The following is a 19,967-nucleotide window of genomic DNA, read 5'->3' as shown; positions in this document are numbered from 1 at the left end:
TGACCGTCAGGGGGTGGCGCCCCTCAGAACAGGCCCTGGGCGCGCGGCGTCATCGCCACCCCGTCCGCGAACCCGGGCCCCGTCTCGTGTCATGCCTCACCGAACTCGCCGTCGAGCAGCTGGAAGACCTCGTCCATGGTCGAGGCGGCCTCGATCAGCCCGCTCGTGCCCTGCCCGCCGTCCATGAGCGCGGCGGCCATCGCGCGCAGCCGCCCGGCCACGCGCTGCTTCTCCTCCGCGGCGGTCGCGGCGAGCAGGTCTTCGAGCTTCGTCAGCTCCCCGTCGATGGATGGCGTCGCGTCGTCGCCCACCGCGCTGCCACCGCCCAGCTCCGTGAGCAGCAGCCGGGTGACGGCCGCCGGAGTCGGATGGTCGAAGATGAGCGTCGCGGGCAGCTGCAAGCCGGTGGTCTGGGTGAGCCGGTTGCGCAGCCCGACGGCGCCGAGCGAGTCGAACCCGAGCTGCCTGAACGGCCGTTCGGCATCGATCGCGGCGGCGGAGTCGTGTCCGAGGACAGCTGCCACCTGCGTCAGGACCAGCTCCAGCACGACCTTCTCGCGGTCCGCCTCATCCGCCTCCGCCAGCCGCTGCGCGAGCGACCCACCCGTCGGCTCCGCGGGCCGGGCCGGTGCCCTGACCAGACCACGCAGCAGTGCGGGCAGCAGCCCGGCCTGTGCCTGGACGCGCAGGGCACCGGGGTTGAGCCGTACGGGAGCCAGCAGTGCGGTGTCCGCCCCGAGCGCCTGGTCGAACAGCGCCAGACCCTCCTGGTCGGACAGCGGCACCGCGCCCATCTGCCCCAGCCGGGCCAGTTCCGCTTCGCCCAGCTCGCCCGCCATGCCGGCGGTGTTCTCCCACAGGCCCCATGCCAGGGACGTGGCGGGCAGTCCCGCCGCTGTGCGTACCTGTGCGAGCGCGTCCAACGAGGCGTTGGCGGCCGCGTAGTTTGCCTGTCCGGGGCTGCCGATCAGCGCCGCCACGGAGGAGAACAGCACGAATGCCGACAGGTCGCTGTCCGCCGTGAGCTCATGCAGATGCCAGGCGGCGTCGACCTTCGGCCGCATCACCCGTTCCACCTGCTCCGGGCTCAACGACTCCAGCACGCCGTCGTCCAGCACACCGGCCGCGTGCACCACGGCGCTCAGCGGGCCGTCGAGCGCGTCCAGCACACCCGCCAGCTGCTCACGGTCGGCCACATCGCACGCCGCCACCCGGACATCGGCGCCCTGTGCCTCCAGGCCGGCCACCAGCTCACCGGCCCCCTCGGCCGCCGGGCCACGTCGGCTGACCAGCACCAGGCGCTTCACGCCGTGCCGCTGAACCAGATGACGTGCGAACACCGCACCCAGGCCACCGGTACCACCAGTGATCAGAACGGTGCCGTCCAGCTCCACCGCGCGCGTGGTGCCGACCGTGGCACGGCCCAGCCGGGGAGCCAGCAAACGACCCTGACGCACCGCGAGTTGCGGCTCGTCCACGCCGAGCACGGCGCCGAAGTCGGGCAGTCCGCTGCCGTCGTAGTCGACGAGCGCGAACCGTCCCGGGTGCTCGGACTGGGCGCTGCGCAGCAGCCCCCACACCGGTGCCTGCGTGAGGTCCGGTGTCTCGTCGCCCGCGACCGCGACCGCCTTGTTCGTCACCACCATCAGCAGCGTCTCGCTCAGCGAGGCGCTGTCCAGCCAGCGCTGGACCAGCGTCAGAGCTTCCAGGGCCGTCGCCCGCGCGCTCGCGGCCGGGTCCGCCCCGGCGGCGGTTCCGACGGTGGTGACGACGACCTGCGGCGCCGGTGCGCCCGCGGCGATCGCCTTCTCCAGGTCCGCCAGGTCGGCGTACCGGTCACCCGGCACCTGCACCTCACCGAGCACGGACACGTCCGCGGACCCCACGGTTCCGGCCGGCACGTCCACCCAGCCGACCTGGTGGAGGGAGCGCCGGCCGCTCCGCCGTGCGGCCTCGAGCCGTGACTGTTCCACCGGGCGGACGTCCATCCGGGCCACGCGCGCGATCGCCGTGCCGTCCTCCCCGGCGATCTCCATTCGCAGCGCGGTCTCGTCCGCCAGACCGATCCGCACCCGCAGCCGGGTGCCGCCGGTTCGGTCCAGCCGGACGCCCGACCAGGAGAACGGCAGTCCGCCCGGGGACCCGGGCCGGTACAGCAGGCCGAGGCCCCCGTGCAGCGCCGAGTCGAGCAGCGCCGGGTGGACGGCGAAGCCCCGCTCGGAGCCGGCGACCTCGGGCAGCTCCAGCTCGGTGCAGACGTCGTCCCCGACCTGCCAGGCCGACCGAACGCCCCGGAACGCGGGGCCGTAGTCGAACCCGGCGTCGGTCAGATGTGCGTGCTTGTTCACCCGTCGGTACAGCTCGGCCACGTCGATCGGCTCGGCACCCACGGGCGGCCACTGGGCCGGGAAGGGCGTCAGCGGTTCGCTGTCCGGGGCCAGTCGGCCGCGCGCGTGGCAGGTGGCCTCGCCGGGCTCGTCGCCGCTCTCCGGTCCGGTGAAGACGGCGACCTCGCGCCGGCCGTCGGCGTCGGCCGGTCCGACGGTTACCTGCACTCGCACCGCCGTGTCCTCGTCCAGCAGGAGCGGGGACTCGATCACCAGCTCGTCGACGACCGGGCAGCCGACCTCGCGTCCGGCGGTCAGCGCCAGCTCGACCAGCGCCGCACCGGGCACCAGCACCATGCCGAACACGATGTGGTCCCGGGTCCAGGGCTGGGTGTCCTGGGAGATCCGGCCGGTGAAGATCCATTCGTCGCGGTCGCCGACGGGTATGGCGGCGGCGAGTACGGGGTGGTCGATGGGTGTTTGGCCGGCGGTGGTCATGTCGCCGGTGGGTGTGCTGGGGGTTGCCCAGTAGCGCTGGTGTTGGAAGGGGTAGGTGGGCAGGGGGATGTGGTGTGCGCCGGTTCCGGTGTGGAGGGCGGGCCAGTCGATGGTGACGCCTGCGGTGTGTGCTTCGGCCAGGGAGGTCATGAAGCGCTGGGGGCCGCCGTCGTCGCGGCGCAGGGAGCCCACCACGGCTGTGCGGCCTTGGGTGGTGTCCTCGATGGCCATGGTGAGGACGGGGTGGGGGGACATTTCCAGGAAGCAGCCGGCGCCGTTGTCGGTCAGGGCTCGTACGGCGGGTTCGAAGCCGACGGTGGCGCGGAGGTTGTGGTACCAGTAGGCGGCGTCCAGGGATGCGGTGTCGATGAAGCGGTTCTCGGTGGTGGAGTAGAAGCGGATCTGGCCCGAGTGGGGGGTGACCGGTGCGAGGATCTGGTGCAGTTCGGTCTTGATGGTCTCCACTTGGGCGGAGTGTGAGGCGTAGTCGACCGCGATGCGGCGGGTGCGGATGTCTTCGCTCTCGCACTGTGTTGCGAGGTTGTCCAGGGCGGTGGGTTCGCCTGCGACGACGGTGGCGGTGGGTCCGTTGATGGCGGCGATGGAGATGCGTCCCTGGTGGGGGGTGAGGAGTTTCTCCACCTGTTCGGCGGGGGCGGCGATGGACATCATGCCGCCGTGTCCCGCGAGTCGTTCACGGACCAGGCGGCTGCGCAGGGCCACGATGCGGGCGCCGTCTTCCAGGGAGAGTCCGCCGGCGACGCATGCGGCGGCGATCTCGCCCTGGGAGTGGCCGATGACGGCGGAGGGTTCGACGCCCAGGGAGCGCCACAGTCCGGCCAGTGAGACCATCACGGCCCACAGTGCGGGTTGGACGACGTCCACGCGGTCCAGTGAGGGGGCGTCCTCGGCCGTTCGCAGTACTTCGTCCAGGGACCAGTCCACGAAGGGTTCGAGTGCCTGGGCGCAGGCGGCCATGTGCTCGGCGAAGACCGGCGAGGAGTCCAGCAACTCGACCGCCATTCCGGCCCACTGCGAACCCTGACCCGGGAAGACGAACACCGTCTCGCCGCTCACCGGGCGGCCCACCACCACATCATCGGCCGGCTCACCCGCCGCCAGCGCACCCAGTCCGGCCAGCAACCCTTCTCGGTCACGGGCCACCACTGCCGCACGGTGGTCCAGGTGTGCCCGGGTGGTCGCGGCCGAGTAGGCGATGTCCGCGACGGAGATCTCCGGGCGGGCGATCAGCAGGGCACGCAGGCGGTCGGCCTGCTCCCGCAGTGCCGCCTCGCTCCGGGCCGAGAGCGGTACCGGCAGCACCGGGAACGGCGCCGCCGCGACCTGCTCCTCCGCCGGTTCCTCGGCGGGTGCCTCCTCCAGGATCACATGGGCGTTGGTGCCGCTCACGCCGAAGGACGACACACCCGCACGCCGCGGCCTGTCGGAGGCGGGCCACTGTCGGGCCTCCGTCAGCAGCTCCACGCCGCCGTCCTGCCAGTCGATGTGCGGGGACGGCTCGTCCACGTGCAAGGTGCGCGGCAGTTCGCCGTGGAGCATCGCCTGCACCATCTTGATCACACCCGCCACACCGGCCGCCGCCGAGCTGTGACCGATGTTCGACTTGATCGAGCCGAGCCAGAGCGGCTCGCCGTCGCGCTCGCGGCCGTACGTGGCCAGGAGCGCCTGCGCTTCGATCGGGTCGCCCAGGGTCGTGCCGGTGCCGTGGCCCTCGACCGCGTCCACCTCGGAGGGGCTCAGGCCCGCGTTGGCCAGGGCCGCGCGGATCACGCGCTCCTGCGACGGCCCGTTCGGCGCCGTCAGTCCGTTGCTCGCGCCGTCCTGGTTCACCGCGCTGCCCCGCAGCACCGCCAGTACGCGGTGCCCCTTGCGGCGCGCCTCCGACAGCCGCTCCAGCACGACCAGCCCGACGCCGTCGGAGAACCCGGTGCCGTCCGCCGCGGCGGCGTACGCCTTGCACCGGCCGTCGGGCGACAGCGCCCGCTGCCGGCTGAACTCGGTGAGCAGGTACGGACCGGCCATCAGGGTCACGCCGCCGGCCAGTGCCATCGAGCACTCGCCGTCCCGCAGCGCCCGCGCGGCCAGATGCAGCGCGACCAGCGAGGAGGAGCACGCGGTGTCCACCGACACGGCCGGGCCCTCCAGCCCCAGGGTGTAGGAGATCCGGCCGGACAGCACGCTCGTCGTGGTGCCCGTCAGGCGGTAACCCTCCTGCTCCGAGGAGGTCATGCCCGCGTAGTCCGTCGTGACCGCGCCGCAGAAGACCCCGGTGTCGCTGCCGCGCAACGAGGTCGGATCGATCCCGGCGTTCTCGAACGCCTCCCAGGCGCCTTCCAGGATCAGCCGCTGCTGCGGGTCCATCGCGGTGGCCTCGTGCGGGCTGATGCCGAAGAACTCGGCGTCGAACCCGTCCGGCCGCTGGAGGAAGCCGCCGCCGCGCGTGTAGATGGTGCCCTCGTGGTCGGGGTCCGGGTCGTAGAGCCGCTCCAGGTCCCAACCGCGGTCGGTGGGCAGTCCGGTGATCGCGTCACGCCCCTCGGCCACCAGCTCCCACAGCTCCTCGGGCGCCGTCACGCCCCCCGGGTAGCGGCAGCTCATGCCCACGATCGCCAGCGGCTCGTCGACCCGGGCGGTCCGCCGGGGCCGGGCGGCCGGGAGTGGCTGCGCCACCTGGCCGACCTCCGTGAGCAGGAGCCGAGCGACGGCCGCCGGGGTGGGGTGGTCGAAGATGAGCGTCGCGGGCAGCCGCACCCCTCCGCTCTGGGTGAGCCGGTTGCGCAGCTCGACCGCGCCGAGCGAGTCGAAACCGAGGTCCTTGAACGACCGTTGCGGATCGACGGCGGCTGCTGAGGCGTGCCCGAGAACGGCCGCCACCTGCGTCAGCACGAACTCCCGCACCACCCGCTCACGGTCCTCGGCGTCCACCGAGGCCAGGCGCTGGGCCAGCGAGCCGTCACCGCCGCGGTGCGCCGGAAGGCGGACGAGACCACGCAGCAGGGCGGGCAGGGTTCCGGTGCGCGCCTGGTCGCGCAGGACCGCGAGGTCGAGCACGACCGGGGCCAGCAGCGCGGTGTCCGCCCCGAGCGCCTGGTCGAACAGGTCCAGAGCCAGGTCGTCGGAGAGCGCGCCGACACCCTGGCGCTCCAGCCGGGCCAGTTCCGCTTCGCCCAGCTCGCCCGCCATGCCGGCGGTGTTCTCCCACAGGCCCCATGCCAGGGACGTGGCGGGCAGTCCCGCCGCTGTGCGTACCTGTGCGAGCGCGTCCAACGAGGCGTTGGCGGCCGCGTAGTTCGCCTGTCCGGGGCTGCCGATCAGCGCCGCCACGGAGGAGAACAGCACGAATGCCGACAGGTCGCTGTCCGCCGTGAGCTCATGCAGGTGCCAGGCGGCGTCGACCTTCGGCCGCATCACCCGTTCCACCTGCTCCGGGCTCAACGACTCCAGCACGCTGTCGTCCAGCACACCGGCCGCGTGCACCACGGCGCTCAGCGGGCCGTCGAGCGCGTCCAGCACACCCGCCAGCTGCTCACGGTCGGCCACATCGCACGCCGCCACCCGGACATCGGCGCCCTGTGCCTCCAGGCCGGCCACCAGCTCACCGGCCCCCTCGGCCGCCGGGCCGCGCCGGCTGACCAGCACCAGGCGCTTCACGCCGTGCCGCTGAACCAGATGACGTGCGAACACCGCACCCAGGCCACCGGTACCACCAGTGATCAGAACGGTGCCGTCCAGCTCCACCGCGCGCGTGGTGCCGACCGTGGCACGGCCCAGCCGGGGAGCCAGCAAACGACCCTGACGCACCGCGAGTTGCGGCTCGTCCACCCCGACCACGGCACCCCAGTCGGGCAGCTCGCCCTCGTGTCCGAGATCGACCAGCGCGAACCGTCCCGGGTGCTCGGACTGGGCGCTGCGCAGCAGGCCGTGCACCGACGCCTGAGCGATGTCGGGCGTCTCGTCCCCCACCGCGACCGCGCCGCGGGTCGCCACGACCAGCCGGGCCTGACCCAGGTGCGGCGCGGCCAGCCAGCGGCGCAGCAGTGCGAGGACGTCCGGCACGAGTGCGCGCGCCGCCTCGCCCGGGTCGCCGGCCGGGGTCCCGACGGGCGCCACGACGACGTCGGGTGCCTCGGTCACCCCCTCGGCCAGTGCGCTTTCCAGGGCCGCCAGGTCGGCGTGGCCGTCCTCCCCGAGGACGACGACCCGCACCGCGGCGGTCCCGTCGGGGGCGACCGGAGCCCAGTCCAGTGCGTACAGCGGGTTGCGGGAACCGCGCCGGGCACCGTCGATGCGGGCCTGCTCGACCGCTCGGACGGTGAGGGAACCGATCGACACGACCGGAGCACCTGTCTCGTCCACCGCGTCCAGCCGGATCGCGGTGTCTCCGGTCGCGATCGAACGGACGCGCAGCCGGGTGGCGCCGGGGCGGTCGAGCCGCACACCGGTCCAGCTGAACGGCATCCGGTGCGCACCGCGTTCGCCGTCGGTCACGAGGGTGACACCGCTCTGGAGCGCGGCGTCGAACAGCGCGGGGTGGATGCCGAACCCGGCGGCCTCGCCGTTCTCGGGCAGTTCGACCTCGGCGTAGGACGTGTCGCCGTCCCGCCAGGCCGAGCGCACTCCCTGGAAGACGGGGCCGTAGTCGTAGCCGATCTGGGCCAGCTTGCCGTACAGCTCGTCGACGTCCACGGGTTCGGCATCCGCGGGCGGCCACTGGGCGGGCCAGTCCTCCTCCGGAGCCCGGTCCGGGGCGAGCGACCCGCGCGCGTGGCAGACGGTTTCCCCGCCGGACTCCGGGCGGGTGTAGACCGCGACCTCGCGGTGGCCGTCCTCGGCCGCCTCTCCGACGGTGACCTGGACCTGGACGGTGAGCCCGTCCTCCAGGACCAGGGGTGCCTCCAGTACGAGTTCGTCCAGCACCGGGGTCCCGGTGCGCTGTCCGGCGGCGAGCGCCAGCTCGACCAGCCCGGTGCCGGGCACCACGATCGTGCCCAGGAGCAGATGCTCGGCGGCCCACGGCTGGGTGTCGGTGGACAGCCGGCCGGTGAACAGCCACTCGTCGCGGTCGCCCACCTGCGCCGCACCGGCCAGGATCGGGTGCCCGACCGCGCCCAGTCCGGCCGCGCCGGGGTCCGCGCGCCCGGTGTCGGGGGCCAGCCAGTACCGCTCGTGCTGGAACGCGTACGTCGGCAGCGGCACCGTCCGGGCGCCGGTGTTCCGGTAGAACGCCGGCCAGTCCACCGTCGCGCCGGCGGTGTACGCCCGGCCGAGGAAACCGGCGAAGACCGTGGTCTCGGCCCGCTCGGCACGCAGCGCGGGCAGCAGCGCCGCGTCCACGCCCTCCGTCAGCCGCTCGTCGAGGCACTGGCGCGCCATCGCGGTCAGCACCGAGTCCGGCCCCAGCTCCAGGAAACGGCGGACGCCCAGGTCCCACAGGGTGGTCACCCCGTCGGCGAACCGCACGGCCTGTCGCACATGCCGCACCCAGTAGCCGGGGTCGGTCAGCTCGGCCGACACCGGCCGGCCGGTCACGTTGGAGACGATCGGGATGGTGGGTTCCGCGAACCGAAGACCCCGGGCCACCGCCTCGAACTCGGCCAGCATGGGCTCCATACGAGGCGAGTGGAAGGCGTGCGACACCCGCAGCCGGGAGGTCTTGCGCCCCTCCCACCGCGGCAGCCACTCCTCGGCGGCGTCCGCGTCGCCGGACACCACGACGGCGCGCGGGCCGTTGACGGCGGCGATCTCCAACCGCCCCTGGAACTCGGCGAGGGACGCGGTCACCTCGGCCTCGTCGGCCTGCACGGCCACCATCGCGCCACCGGCCGGGAGCGCACCCATCAACCGGCCGCGCGCCACCACCAGTGCGCACGCGTCGCGCAGCGACAGCACTCCGGAGACGTGCGCCGCGGCCAGTTCGCCCACCGAGTGACCGATGAGGTAGTCGGGGCGCAGCCCGAGGGAGCCGACCAGCCGGAACAGCGCCACCTCGACCGCGAACAGGGCGGCCTGTGTGAACTCCGTCGAGTCCAGGCTGCCGTCCCGCGCGGCCAGCAACTCCCGGACCGAGCGGCCCAGCAGCGGGTCCAGCTCCGCGCACACCTCGTCCAGCGCTTCCGAGAACCGCGGGAACTCCTGGGCGAGTTCCAGGCCCATCCCCGCGCGCTGTGAGCCCTGGCCGGTGAACAGGAACGCGGTCTTGCCCCCGAGAGCCCGGTGGCCGGGTTCACCGGCGGCGAGGGCCGCCAGACCGGACAGCAGCGTGTCCCGGTCCGGGGCCGCGACCACGGCCCGCTCCTCGAGCAGCGCCCGGGTCGTCGTCGCCGAGTACCCGACGTCCGCCGGGGACAGGTCCGGGTGGGCGGCCAGATGCGACCGCAGCCGCTCCGCCTGCGCCCGCAGCGCGGCCCCGCCACGCGCGGACACCAGCACCGGGACGGCGGCCGGCGGCCGCGTCTCCCGCGTCTCTTCGACGGGCTCGGCCTCCGCGGTGGGCGCCTCTTCCAGGATCACGTGTGCGTTGGTGCCGCTGATGCCGAACGACGAGACGCCGGCCCGGCGCGGCCGCCCGGCGCGCGCGGCCCACTCGCGCTTCCCGGTCAGCAGCTCGACCTGGCCCGAGGCCCAGTCGACGTGCGGGGAGGGCTCGTCCACGTGCAGGGTCGGCGGCAGTTCGCCGTGGCGCATGGCCTGCACCATCTTGATCACGCCGGCGACACCGGCCGCGGCCGACGTGTGACCGATGTTCGACTTGATCGACCCGAGGAAGAGCGGATCGTCGATCCGCTCACTTCCGTAGGTCGCGAGCAGCGCCCGCGCCTCGATGGGGTCGCCCAGCGTGGTGCCCGTGCCATGGCCCTCGACCGCGTCGATCTCGGCCGGGCTCAGGCCCGCGTTGGCCAGGGCCGCCCGGATCACGCGCTCCTGCGACGGCCCGTTCGGCGCCGTCAGCCCGTTGCTCGCGCCGTCCTGGTTGGTCGCGCTGCCCCGCACGACCGCGAGCACGCGGTGCCCCTTGCGGCGGGCGTCGGAGAGCCGCTCGACGACGAGCAGACCGACGCCGTCCGCGAACCCGGTGCCGTCCGCGGCGGCGGAGTACGCCTTGCACCGGCCGTCGGGGGCCAGCCCCCGTTGCCGGCTGAACTCGATGAACAGGAACGGACCGGCGATCACCGTCACACCGCCCACCAGGGCCAGCGAGCACTCCCCGGACCGCAGCGCCTGCGCGGCCAGATGGATCGCCACGAGCGAGGAGGAACAGGCCGTGTCGACGGTGACCGCGGGGCCCTCGAGGCCCAGGCTGTAGGCGACCCGGCCGGAGATCACGCTGCTCTGTGTTCCGCTGAGCCGGAAGCCCTCCAGCTCGGGCACCCCCGAACCGCCGTAGTCCGAGGTGACCGCCCCGCAGAAGACGCCGGTGTCGCTGCCGCGCAGCGACGTCGGGTCGATGCCCGCGTTCTCGAACGCCTCCCAGGCGCCCTCCAGCGCCAGCCGCTGCATGGGGTCGATCGCCAGCGCCTCGCGCGGGCTGATCCCGAAGAACTCCGCGTCGAAGTCACCGATCCCGTCGACGAACCCGCCGGTGCGGGTGGACACCGTGCCCGGCTGTTCCGGGTCGGCGCCGTGCAGCCGCTCCAGGTCCCAGCCGCGATCGGTCGGGAAGGAGGACATCGCGTCCTTCCCCGAAGCCACCAGCTCCCACAGCTCGTCCGGCGAGGACGCGCCGGGGTACCGGCAGCTCATACCGACGATCGCCAGCGGCTCGCTGTTGCGGTCCTCCAGCTCCCGCACACGGCGGTTGGCCGTACGCAGCTCCGTGGTGACCTTCTTGAGGTAGCTGCGGAGCTTCTGCTCGTCTGTGTTCGTGCTCATGCTGACCCGAGCTCCTTGTCGATCAGATCAAACATCTCGTCGTCGGAAACCGGGTCCAGGTCACCGTCCGATTCCACGTCCATGCCGGACGCCCCACCGCCGACGCCGCTGAGCACGGCCCGCAGCCGGTTGCCCAGGTAACGCAGCCGGGGCTCGATCCGGGCCAGCCCGACTTCGTCGTCGGCCACCCTGATCAACAGCTCCTCAAGACCGCGCAGTTCGTCGTCGTACGGCGGGCGCTGCTCCTCGGCCTCCACACCCCCGACCTCCTTGAGGAGCAGCAGCGAGACCTCCATCGGGGTGGGATGGTCGAAGACGAGGGTGGCGGGCAGCCGCACGCCGGTGGTCCGGCTGAGCCGGTTGCGCAGCTCCACCGCGGCCAGCGAGTCGAACCCCAGCTCCTTGAAGGCCCGCTCGGGCTCGATCTCGGCCCCGGACGCGTTGCCGCGGACGGCCGCGACCTGCGCCTGCACCAGCTCCAGAACGATCTGCTCGCGGTCCGACTCGGAGACTCCCACGAGCTGTTGCGACAGCGACCGGCTCACCGACTCCGCCCGCCGGGCGGGCGCGCGGACCAGACCGCGCAGCAGGGTGGGCAGCATGCCGTCCCGGGCCTGGACACGCAGTGCCGCCAAGTCCAGCCGTATGGGCACCAGGAGGGTCGCGTCCGAGCCGAGGCTCTCGTCGAAGAGTTCCAGGCCGAGTTCGGCGGAGAGCGCACCGATGCCGGTCCGCTGCATCCGGGCGAGGTCGGCCTCGCCCAGCTCCCCGGTCATGCCGGTGGAGTCGGCCCACAGGCCCCAGGCCAGCGAGGTGGCGGGCAGTCCCGCGGCCCGGCGGACGTGGGCGAGCGCGTCGACGGCGGCGTTCGCGGCCGCGTAGTTCGCCTGTCCGGGGTTGCCCAGCTGCGCCGCGGCCGAGGAGAACATGACGAACGCCGACAGGTCCATCCCGGCGGTCAGCTCGTGCAGGTTCCACGCCGCGGTGAACTTGGGCCGCATCACCCGGTCGAACTGTTCCGGCGTCAGGGACTCGATCACCCCGTCGTCGAGCACGCCCGCGGAGTGGACGACCGCGGTCAGCGGCCGGTCCAGCGAGGCGAGCAGACCGGCCACCTGCTCCCGGTCGGCGACGTCGCAGGCCGCGACCCGTACCTCGGCGCCGCGCGCCTCCAGGTCGGCGACCAGCTCCGCCACCCCGTCGGCCGCCGCGCCCCGACGGCTGACCAGCAGCAACCGGCGCGCGCCGTGCCGCTCGGTCAGGTGCCGTGCGAACAGCGCGCCCAGACCGCCGGTACCGCCCGTGATCAGGACCGTGCCGTCCGGGTCCAGCGGCGCCGGAACGGTGAGTACGACCTTGCCGACGTTGCGGCCCTCGCGTAGGAAGCGGAACGCCTCCCGACCGCGACGCACGTCCCAGGTCCGGATCGGGGACGGCTGGAGCACTCCACGCTCGAACAGACCCGTGATCTCGGTCAGCATCTCCTGGATCCGTTCCGGGCCCGCCTCGATGAGGTCGTAGGACCGGTACCCGACGCCAGGGTGGGTGCTCGCCACGGCCTCCGGGTCGCGGATGTCGGTCTTGCCCATCTCGATGAACCGGCCGCCCCGCGGCAGCAGTTCCAGGGAGGCGTCGACGAACTCGTGGGCGAGCGAGTTCAGCACCACGTCCATTCCGGAGCCGTCGGTCGCGGCCATGAACGTCTGTCGGAAGTCCAGGTCGCGCGAGGACGCGATGCGCTCCCCGGCGACGCCCAGGGCGCGTACCGCGTCCCACTTGGCCGGGCTCGCGGTGGCGAACACCTCCGCGCCGAAGTGCGCGGCCAGCTGGACGGCCGCCATGCCGACGCCACCGGCGGCGGCGTGCACCAGCAGCCGCTGCCCCGGGCGGAGCCCCGCGAGGTCCACCAGTCCGTAGTAGGCGGTCAGATAGACCACCGGCACCGCCGCGGCCTCGGCGAAGCCGAGGCACTCGGGCATCGGCACGACAGTCCGGCGGTCGGCGATGGCCACCGGTCCGAACGCGTCGGTGACCAGGCCGAAGACCCGGTCGCCCGGCTCCAGATCCGTCACCCCGGAGCCCACTTCGAGCACCACACCCGCGGCCTCGCTGCCCAGCGGCGCGTCGCCCGGGTACATGCCGAGCGCGATCAGCACGTCGCGGAAGTTCAGGCCGGCGGCCCGCACCGCGATCCGCACCTCGCCGACGCCCAGCGGACGGCTGCCCTCCGAGGGCATGACGGCCAGGTCCTCCAGCGAGCCCTTCCGCTTGATGCCCAGCCGCCAGGCCCCGTCTGGCGTACCGCCGGCGACGCGGTTCAGCCGGGGCACGAGCACCCGGCCCGCACGCACGGCGAACTGCGGCTCGTCCAGGGCCGCCAGCGCGTCCCAGCCGGGGGCGTCACCCTCGTCCAGGTCCACCAGGACGAAGCGGCCCGGGTGCTCCGACTGCGCGCTGCGCACCATGCCCCACACCGGGGACTGCGCCGTGTCGGGCGCCTCGTCGCCCACGGCGACGCCGCCCCGGGTCACGATGACCAGCCGGGACTGCTCGAGCCGCTCCTCGGACAGCCACCGCTGCACCAGAGCCAGTACGTCGGCGCAGACCGAACCGGACGCGCCGACCTCGGCGACGACCAGGTCCGGCCGCTGCTCCCCTTCAGACAGGGCGCGTCCCAGCGCGCCCACGTCCGCGTGCTCGACGCCGAGCCGCACCACCCGCGCGGGCTCCGGCCGCGGGACGGTGACCTCGGTCCAGTCCACCTGGAACAGCGCGTTCTTCGCGTCCCGGGTGCCGTCGAGCCGTGCGGGGTCGAGCGGGCGCAGCCCCAGGGCGTCCACCGCCGCGATCAGCCCCCCGGTGTCGTCCGAGACCTCGATCTTCAGGGCGGAGCCGGTGGGCCTGATGCGCACCCGGGCCGCGGTGGCACCGGACTGTCCGATACGCACGCCCGACCAGGAGAACGGCAGCTCCACCGGGGAGTCGGCCGTCTTGGACAGCAGCGCGCCGTGCAGCGCGGCGTCGAGCAGCGCCGGGTGCACGCCGAACCCGCCGGCCGAGGTGTCTTCGTCCAGCGCGACCTCGGTGTAGATCTCGTCGCCCCGGCGCCAGGCCGCCCGGACGCCCTGGAACAGGGGGCCGTAGTCGAGGCCGATGTCCGCCAGCCGCTCGTAGAAGGTGCCCACGGCCACGGACTCCGCGCCCGCGGGCGGCCACTGCGCCGGGAACGGCTCGGTGGGCTCCGCGTCGGCGACCAGCCGACCGCGTCCGTGACAGACCGTCTCCGGGGCCTCGTCCTCGCCCCCCTCGGCGCGGCTGTAGATCGCCAGTTCGCGGTGGCCGTCGGCGTCGGCGGGGCCGACGGTGAGCTGGACCCGGACGCCGTCGGTGTCGGTCAGGACGAGCGGCGCCTCGAGGACGAGGTCGTCCAGTGCGGCGCAGCCGAGTTCGCGCCCCGCGGTCAGGGCCATGTCGACCAGCGCCGTCCCCGGTACGAGAACGGTCCCCAGCACCGCGTGGTCCCGGGTCCAGGGCTGGGTGTCCTGGGAGATCCGGCCGGTGAAGATCCATTCGTCGCGGTCGCCGACGGGTATGGCGGCGGCGAGTACGGGGTGGTCGATGGGTGTTTGGCCGGCGGTGGTCATGTCGCCGGTGGGTGTGCTGGGGGTTGCCCAGTAGCGCTGGTGTTGGAAGGGGTAGGTGGGCAGGGGGATGTGGTGTGCGCCGGTTCCGGTGTGGAGGGTGGGCCAGTCGATGGTGACGCCTGCGGTGTGTGCTTCGGCCAGGGAGGTCATGAAGCGCTGGGGGCCGCCGTCGTCGCGGCGCAGGGAGCCCACCACGGCTGTGCGGCCTTGGGTGGTGTCCTCGATGGCCATGGTGAGGACGGGGTGGGGGGAGATTTCCAGGAAGCAGCCGGCGCCGTTGTCGGTCAGGGCTCGTACGGCGGGTTCGAAGCCGACGGTGGCGCGGAGGTTGTGGTACCAGTAGGCGGCGTCCAGGGATGCGGTGTCGATGAAGCGGTTCTCGGTGGTGGAGTAGAAGCGGATCTGGCCCGAGTGGGGGGTGACCGGTGCGAGGATCTGGTGCAGTTCGGTCTTGATGGTCTCCACTTGGGCGGAGTGTGAGGCGTAGTCGACCGCGATGCGGCGGGTGCGGATGTCTTCGCTCTCGCACTGTGTTGCGAGGTTGTCCAGGGCTTCGGGTTCGCCTGCGACGACGGTGGCGGTGGGTCCGTTGATGGCGGCGATGGAGATGCGTCCCTGGTGGGGGGTGAGGAGTTTCTCCACCTGTTCGGCGGGGGCGGCGATGGACATCATGCCGCCGTGTCCCGCGAGTCGTTCACGGACCAGGCGGCTGCGCAGGGCCACGATGCGGGCGCCGTCTTCCAGGGAGAGTCCGCCGGCGACGCATGCGGCGGCGATCTCGCCCTGGGAGTGGCCGATGACGGCGGAGGGTTCGACGCCCAGGGAGCGCCACAGTCCGGCCAGTGAGACCATTACGGCCCACAGTGCGGGTTGGACGACGTCCACGCGGTCCAGTGAGGGGGCGTCCTCGGCCGTTCGCAGTACTTCGTCCAGGGACCAGTCCACGAAGGGTTCGAGTGCCTGGGCGCATGCGGCCATGTGCTCGGCGAAGACCGGCGAGGAGTCCAGCAACTCGACCGCCATTCCGGCCCACTGCGAACCCTGACCCGGGAAGACGAACACCGTCTTGCCACTCACCGGGCGGCCCTCGACGACATTCGCCGCGGCCTCGGCCGAGGACAGATCACTCAGCCCGGTCAGCAGCGTGCCGCGGTCGGTGGCCACGACCACCGCACGGTGGTCCAGGTGTGCCCGGGCGGTCGCGGCCGAGTAGGCGATGTCCGCGACGGAGATCTCCGGGCGGGCGATCAGCAGGGCACGCAGGCGGTCGGCCTGCTCCCGCAGTGCCGCCTCGCTCCGGGCCGAGAGCGGTACCGGCAGCACCGGGAACGGCGCCGCCGCGGCCTCCTCCTCCGCCGGTTCCTCGGCGGGTGCCTCCTCCAGGATCACATGGGCGTTGGTGCCGCTGATACCGAACGAGGACACACCGGCCCGGCGGGGGCGCTCGGAGGCCGGCCACGCGTGCGCCTCGGTCGGCAGCCGGATGGCGCCCGATTCCCAGTTGACGTGCGGCGACGGCTTGTCCACGTGCAGTGTGGGAGGCACCACGCTGTTCCGCATGGCCATCACCATCTTGATCACACCGGCCACTCCGGCGGCGGCCTGCGTGTGTCCGATGTTGGACTTGACCGAGCCGAGCCAGAGCGGCTCGCCGTCGCGCTCGCGGCCGTACGTGGCCAGCAGGGCTTCGGCCTCGATCGGGTCACCCAGGTTCGTGCCGGTGCCGTGGCCCTCGACCGCGTCCACGTCGGTGGGGCGCAGGCCCGCGTTGGCCAGGGCCGCGCGGATCACCCGCTCCTGCGACGGCCCGTTCGGCGCCGTGAGCCCGTTGCTCGCGCCGTCCTGGTTCACCGCCGCGCCGCGCACCAGGCCCAGGATCCGGTGACCGTTGCGGCGCGCGTCCGACAGCCGCTCCAGCAGGAGCAGGCCCGAGCCCTCGGCCCAGCCGACCCCGTCCGCGGCGGCGCTGTATGCCTTGCACCGGCCGTCCGCCGAGATCGCGCGCTGACGGCTGAACTCGGTGAAGATGTTCGGCCGGGAGAGCACCGTGACGCCGCCGGTGACGGCGAGGGAGCATTCCCTGGACCGGAGGGACGCGCACGCCTGGGCGATCGCGACCAGCGAGGCCGAGCACGCGGTGTCCACGGTGACGGCAGGGCCCTCGAAGCCGAACGTATAGCTGATACGGCCGGACGCGACACTGGCCGCCGAGGAGATCATGAGGTAGCCCTCGATCTCCTCGTGCCGGTCGCTCATCCCGGCGATGTACTGGTAGTCCGAGTGCATCGTGCCGATGAAGACGCCGGTGTCGCTGCCGCGCAGCGTCGTCGGGTCGATTCCGGCGTTCTCGAACGCCTCCCAGGCGCCCTCCAGCAGAACCCGCTGCTGCGGGTCCATGGACAGGGCCTCACGGGGGGTGATGCCGAAGAACTCGGCGTCGAAGTCGGCGATCCGGGGGGCGAATCCGCCCTCGCGCGTGTAGGCGGTGCCGGGGTGGTCCGGGTCGGGGTGGTACAGCCGGTCGAGGTCCCAGCCGCGGTCGTCGGGGAACTCCGAGATCGCGTCACGGCCGGAGGCCACCAGGTCCCACAGCTCCTCCGGCGATGTCACCCCGCCCGGGAACCGGCAGCTCATGCCCACGATCGCCAGCGGCTCGCTCGCCCTGTCGACGAGCATCTGGTTCTGCCTCCGCAGGCGCTCCGTCTCCTTGACCGACTTCCGGAGCGCTCCGACGAGATCGTGCTTGTCGGTGGCCACAGTTACGCCTCCCCGTCCGGACGCGGCGAGGCGACCGGGTTCTCGACTGCTTTCATGCCACGTCTTCCGTTTCGGGCCACCGGATCGCCGTCGCCAACAGCACGGCTTCCGGGCCACGTCGTCCATCGGTCAAGAAACGCTCGGCTACGGATTTTTCTCAATCCGGAACATGCCGACGGTCTGTGTACAGCACTGCCTCAGCCATGACTCATCCCCGTTATGAATCGTCGACGCGCGGCGAGCAGTGCTGCTCAAGCCGAGCTGAGAATCAGCATGCCGCACGACCGGAGCAGGCCGGCGATTTACGGGGGTGTGGAGCCAGCAACCTGCCACCGACCCAACCGGGCCGTTACGTATCGTCAGCAAAACTGTTCAGTGCATCACCGGTTTGCGAAATCCGTGCACCAAGCTGCCACGCCTATGGCGGTTCCCCCAATGGCCATCAATGTCCGCAGGCTGCCGTCGAGAGCCCAACGGAAAGCCGGGACAGGCCACATGGGCCAAATCCCGGCTTTCTCGTGGCAGTAAGCGGACGGCTTCTGCCGATGGTCCGGCGTGGACGTGGCTGTTGCCCGTTGGTTGTCAGTGGCCGCTGTCCCCGGGGACCGCCTCGATCAGTGAGAAGGCCATCGGAGCGGGCAGCAGGGCGAACTCGGTCACGGTGAAGCCGGCACGGGCACAGAGGCTTTCGAACTCGGCCTTGGTACGTCCCTGGCCGGCGCCGATGAGCCGCATGTGGAGATCGCTGAGATACATCGTGTCCGGGAGAGAGCCGTCGACGGTGTCGGGCATGACCGGATCCACGATGAGCAGCCGTCCCTGCGGCGGAATCACTCGCCTGATGTTGCCGAGAATCGTGACGGCGCGATCGTCATCGGCGTAGTGCACGACGTTCTTGATCAGGTAGAGGTCGGCACCGGCGGGTACCTCGGTCGTGATGTCGCCGGAGGTCACGGTGGAGCGGTCGGCGACTCCGGCCGCCGTCAGGGTCGCTTCGGCCGTGCCGGCCGCCGCGACGGTGTCGTACAGGATGCCGCGCAGGCCGGGATGGGCGGCGAGGACGGCGGCGAGCACCGTGCCGTTGCCGCCACCGATATCGGCCACGGTGTCGAAAGCGGCGAAATCGTAGTGATGCGGTAGCGCTTCCGCGGTCTGCATGGCGCTTTGCCGCAAGGCGGCGGGGAAGTGGGCCGACAGTTCCGGATCGCCCGCGACGTACTCGAAGAACGACTTTCCGAATACGGTGTCGAAGGTAGCGCTTCCGGTGCGTACGGCGGTGTCCAGTTCACGCCACGCCCCCTGCACCGCCGGATCGGTGAACACCCGTGTGAAGGAATGCAGCGAATCGGCCCGGTCCGTACGCAGCAGGGCGCCGACCTCGGTCAGCCGGAACTCCCCGGACACCGCCTGGGTCAGTATCCCGAGCGCGGTGAGCGCACTGCACAACTGGGTGGTCACCGCTGCGTCCGTGCCGAGCGCGGCGGCGAGCTCGGTGCCGGTCCGCTCACCGTCGCCGAGGGTGTCGGCCACCCCCAGACGCATCGCGGTGGCCACCGTCTGCGTGGCCATATGCCCGAATGCCAATTCGAACAGTCGTTGCTTGTTTTTCGCTTCGGTCATGACGTCAACTCCGAATTCAGGCGCACGGGCAGGGAACCGAAACCGCGCATGAAGCCGATGCGCCAATCGGGGAAGAAGTCGGGATCCGCCAGCCGCAGCCCACCGAACCGCTGGAGCAGCTGGGTGAACGCGACGTTCGCCTCCAGCCGGCCCAGCGGGGCACCGAGGCAGAAGTGGATTCCGTGCCCGAAGGCCAAGTGCTTGGGGCTCTCTTCCACCTGGTGCAGCCGGGGGGGCTCCTCGTTGTACGCGGGGTCGTGATTGGCCGCGTCGAGCGAGATGCACACGAGCTCTCCGGCCGGGATGTCGACACCACCGAGGCTGACGTCCTCACCGGTGTACCGCATCGTTGCCCAGCCGACCGGACCGAACCGACGGAGCACCTCCTCGGTCGCGGCGGGAATCCGGTCCGGGTATGCCCGCAGGGCCTCGAACGCCTCCCGGTCCCGCAACATCATGTAGACACCGTTGCCGATCAGGTGCAGCGCCGTCTCGTGCCCCGCGACCAGCAACAGGAACGCCATCGCGATCAGTTCATCCACGCTGAGCTGATCACCGTCCTCGTCGGCGGCGACCAGCCCGGACAACAGGTCGTTACCGGGTGCGGCCCGCTTGGCCTCCAGCAGGGCGGCCAGATAGTCGCTCATCTGCTTCGAGACCGCGGCCATGTCGACACTGGGGTCGGCATCCAGCAGGACCTTGGACCACTCCTGGAAGTTCTCCCGGTCGTCGAACGGCACCCCGAGCAATTCGCAGATCACCATGACCGGCAACGGCGCCGCCAACCCCTCGATCAGGTCGACTTCGTCCTGGCCGTCCAGCTGGTCGAGCAGGTCCTTGGTGATGTGCTCGATGCGCGGCCGCAGGGCGGCGACACGTCGACCGGTGAACTCCCGGCCGACGAGCTTCCGCAGCCGGGTGTGCTCGGGCGGATCACTGTTCAGCATGTGCGAGGACAGCAGTTCCGAGGCGCCGGCGCCCCTGCCGTCCGGGGCGGCCTGGCGCAGGATCTCGTAGAGATCGGTGACGTTCTTGCGCATCCGCGGATCCGCGAGTGCGGCACGGGCCTCGTCGTAACCGGTGATCAGCCAGTGCGGCAGACCATTGGGCCGACGGACCCGGAGAACGGGACCGTTCTTGCGCCAGCGGCGGTAGTACTTGTGCGGATCGTCGAAGAAGTCCGTTCCGATTACTTCTTCCTGCACGGGTCTGGTGGCCGGGGTCATGGTCC

The 19,967-nt window shown here is 72.1% G+C and carries 3 protein-coding genes and 1 pseudogene; all 4 read right to left on the bottom strand.

Translation table 11 applies throughout. The annotated features are described in order from the left end of the window. Nucleotides 1–89: 89 nt before the first annotated feature. Nucleotides 90–10,715, bottom strand: coding sequence for an SDR family NAD(P)-dependent oxidoreductase (locus tag AC4BEG_RS11795; RefSeq protein WP_490705836.1), 10,626 nt, complete (start codon nt 10,713–10,715; stop codon nt 90–92). Next, nucleotides 10,712–17,083: pseudogene (locus tag AC4BEG_RS11790) on the bottom strand (type I polyketide synthase); the annotation flags it as partial. The gene AC4BEG_RS11795 and the pseudogene AC4BEG_RS11790, both read right to left, overlap by 4 nt. A 615-nt stretch (nt 17,084–17,698) precedes the next feature. After that, entirely contained in the window at nt 17,699–18,736 is a 1,038-nt protein-coding gene (locus AC4BEG_RS11785; RefSeq protein WP_490705835.1) for a methyltransferase, read from the bottom strand. Further along, nucleotides 18,733–19,962, bottom strand: a complete 1,230-nt coding sequence (locus AC4BEG_RS11780) for a cytochrome P450 family protein (protein ID WP_490705834.1) — start codon at nt 19,960–19,962, stop codon at nt 18,733–18,735. The genes AC4BEG_RS11785 and AC4BEG_RS11780 overlap by 4 nt, the downstream gene beginning before the upstream one ends. Between the last annotated feature and the right edge of the window lie 5 nt (nt 19,963–19,967).

Source organism: Streptomyces sp. JLBJ103 (genome assembly GCF_058215575.1).
This window is presented reverse-complemented; position numbering and strand designations above follow the sequence as displayed.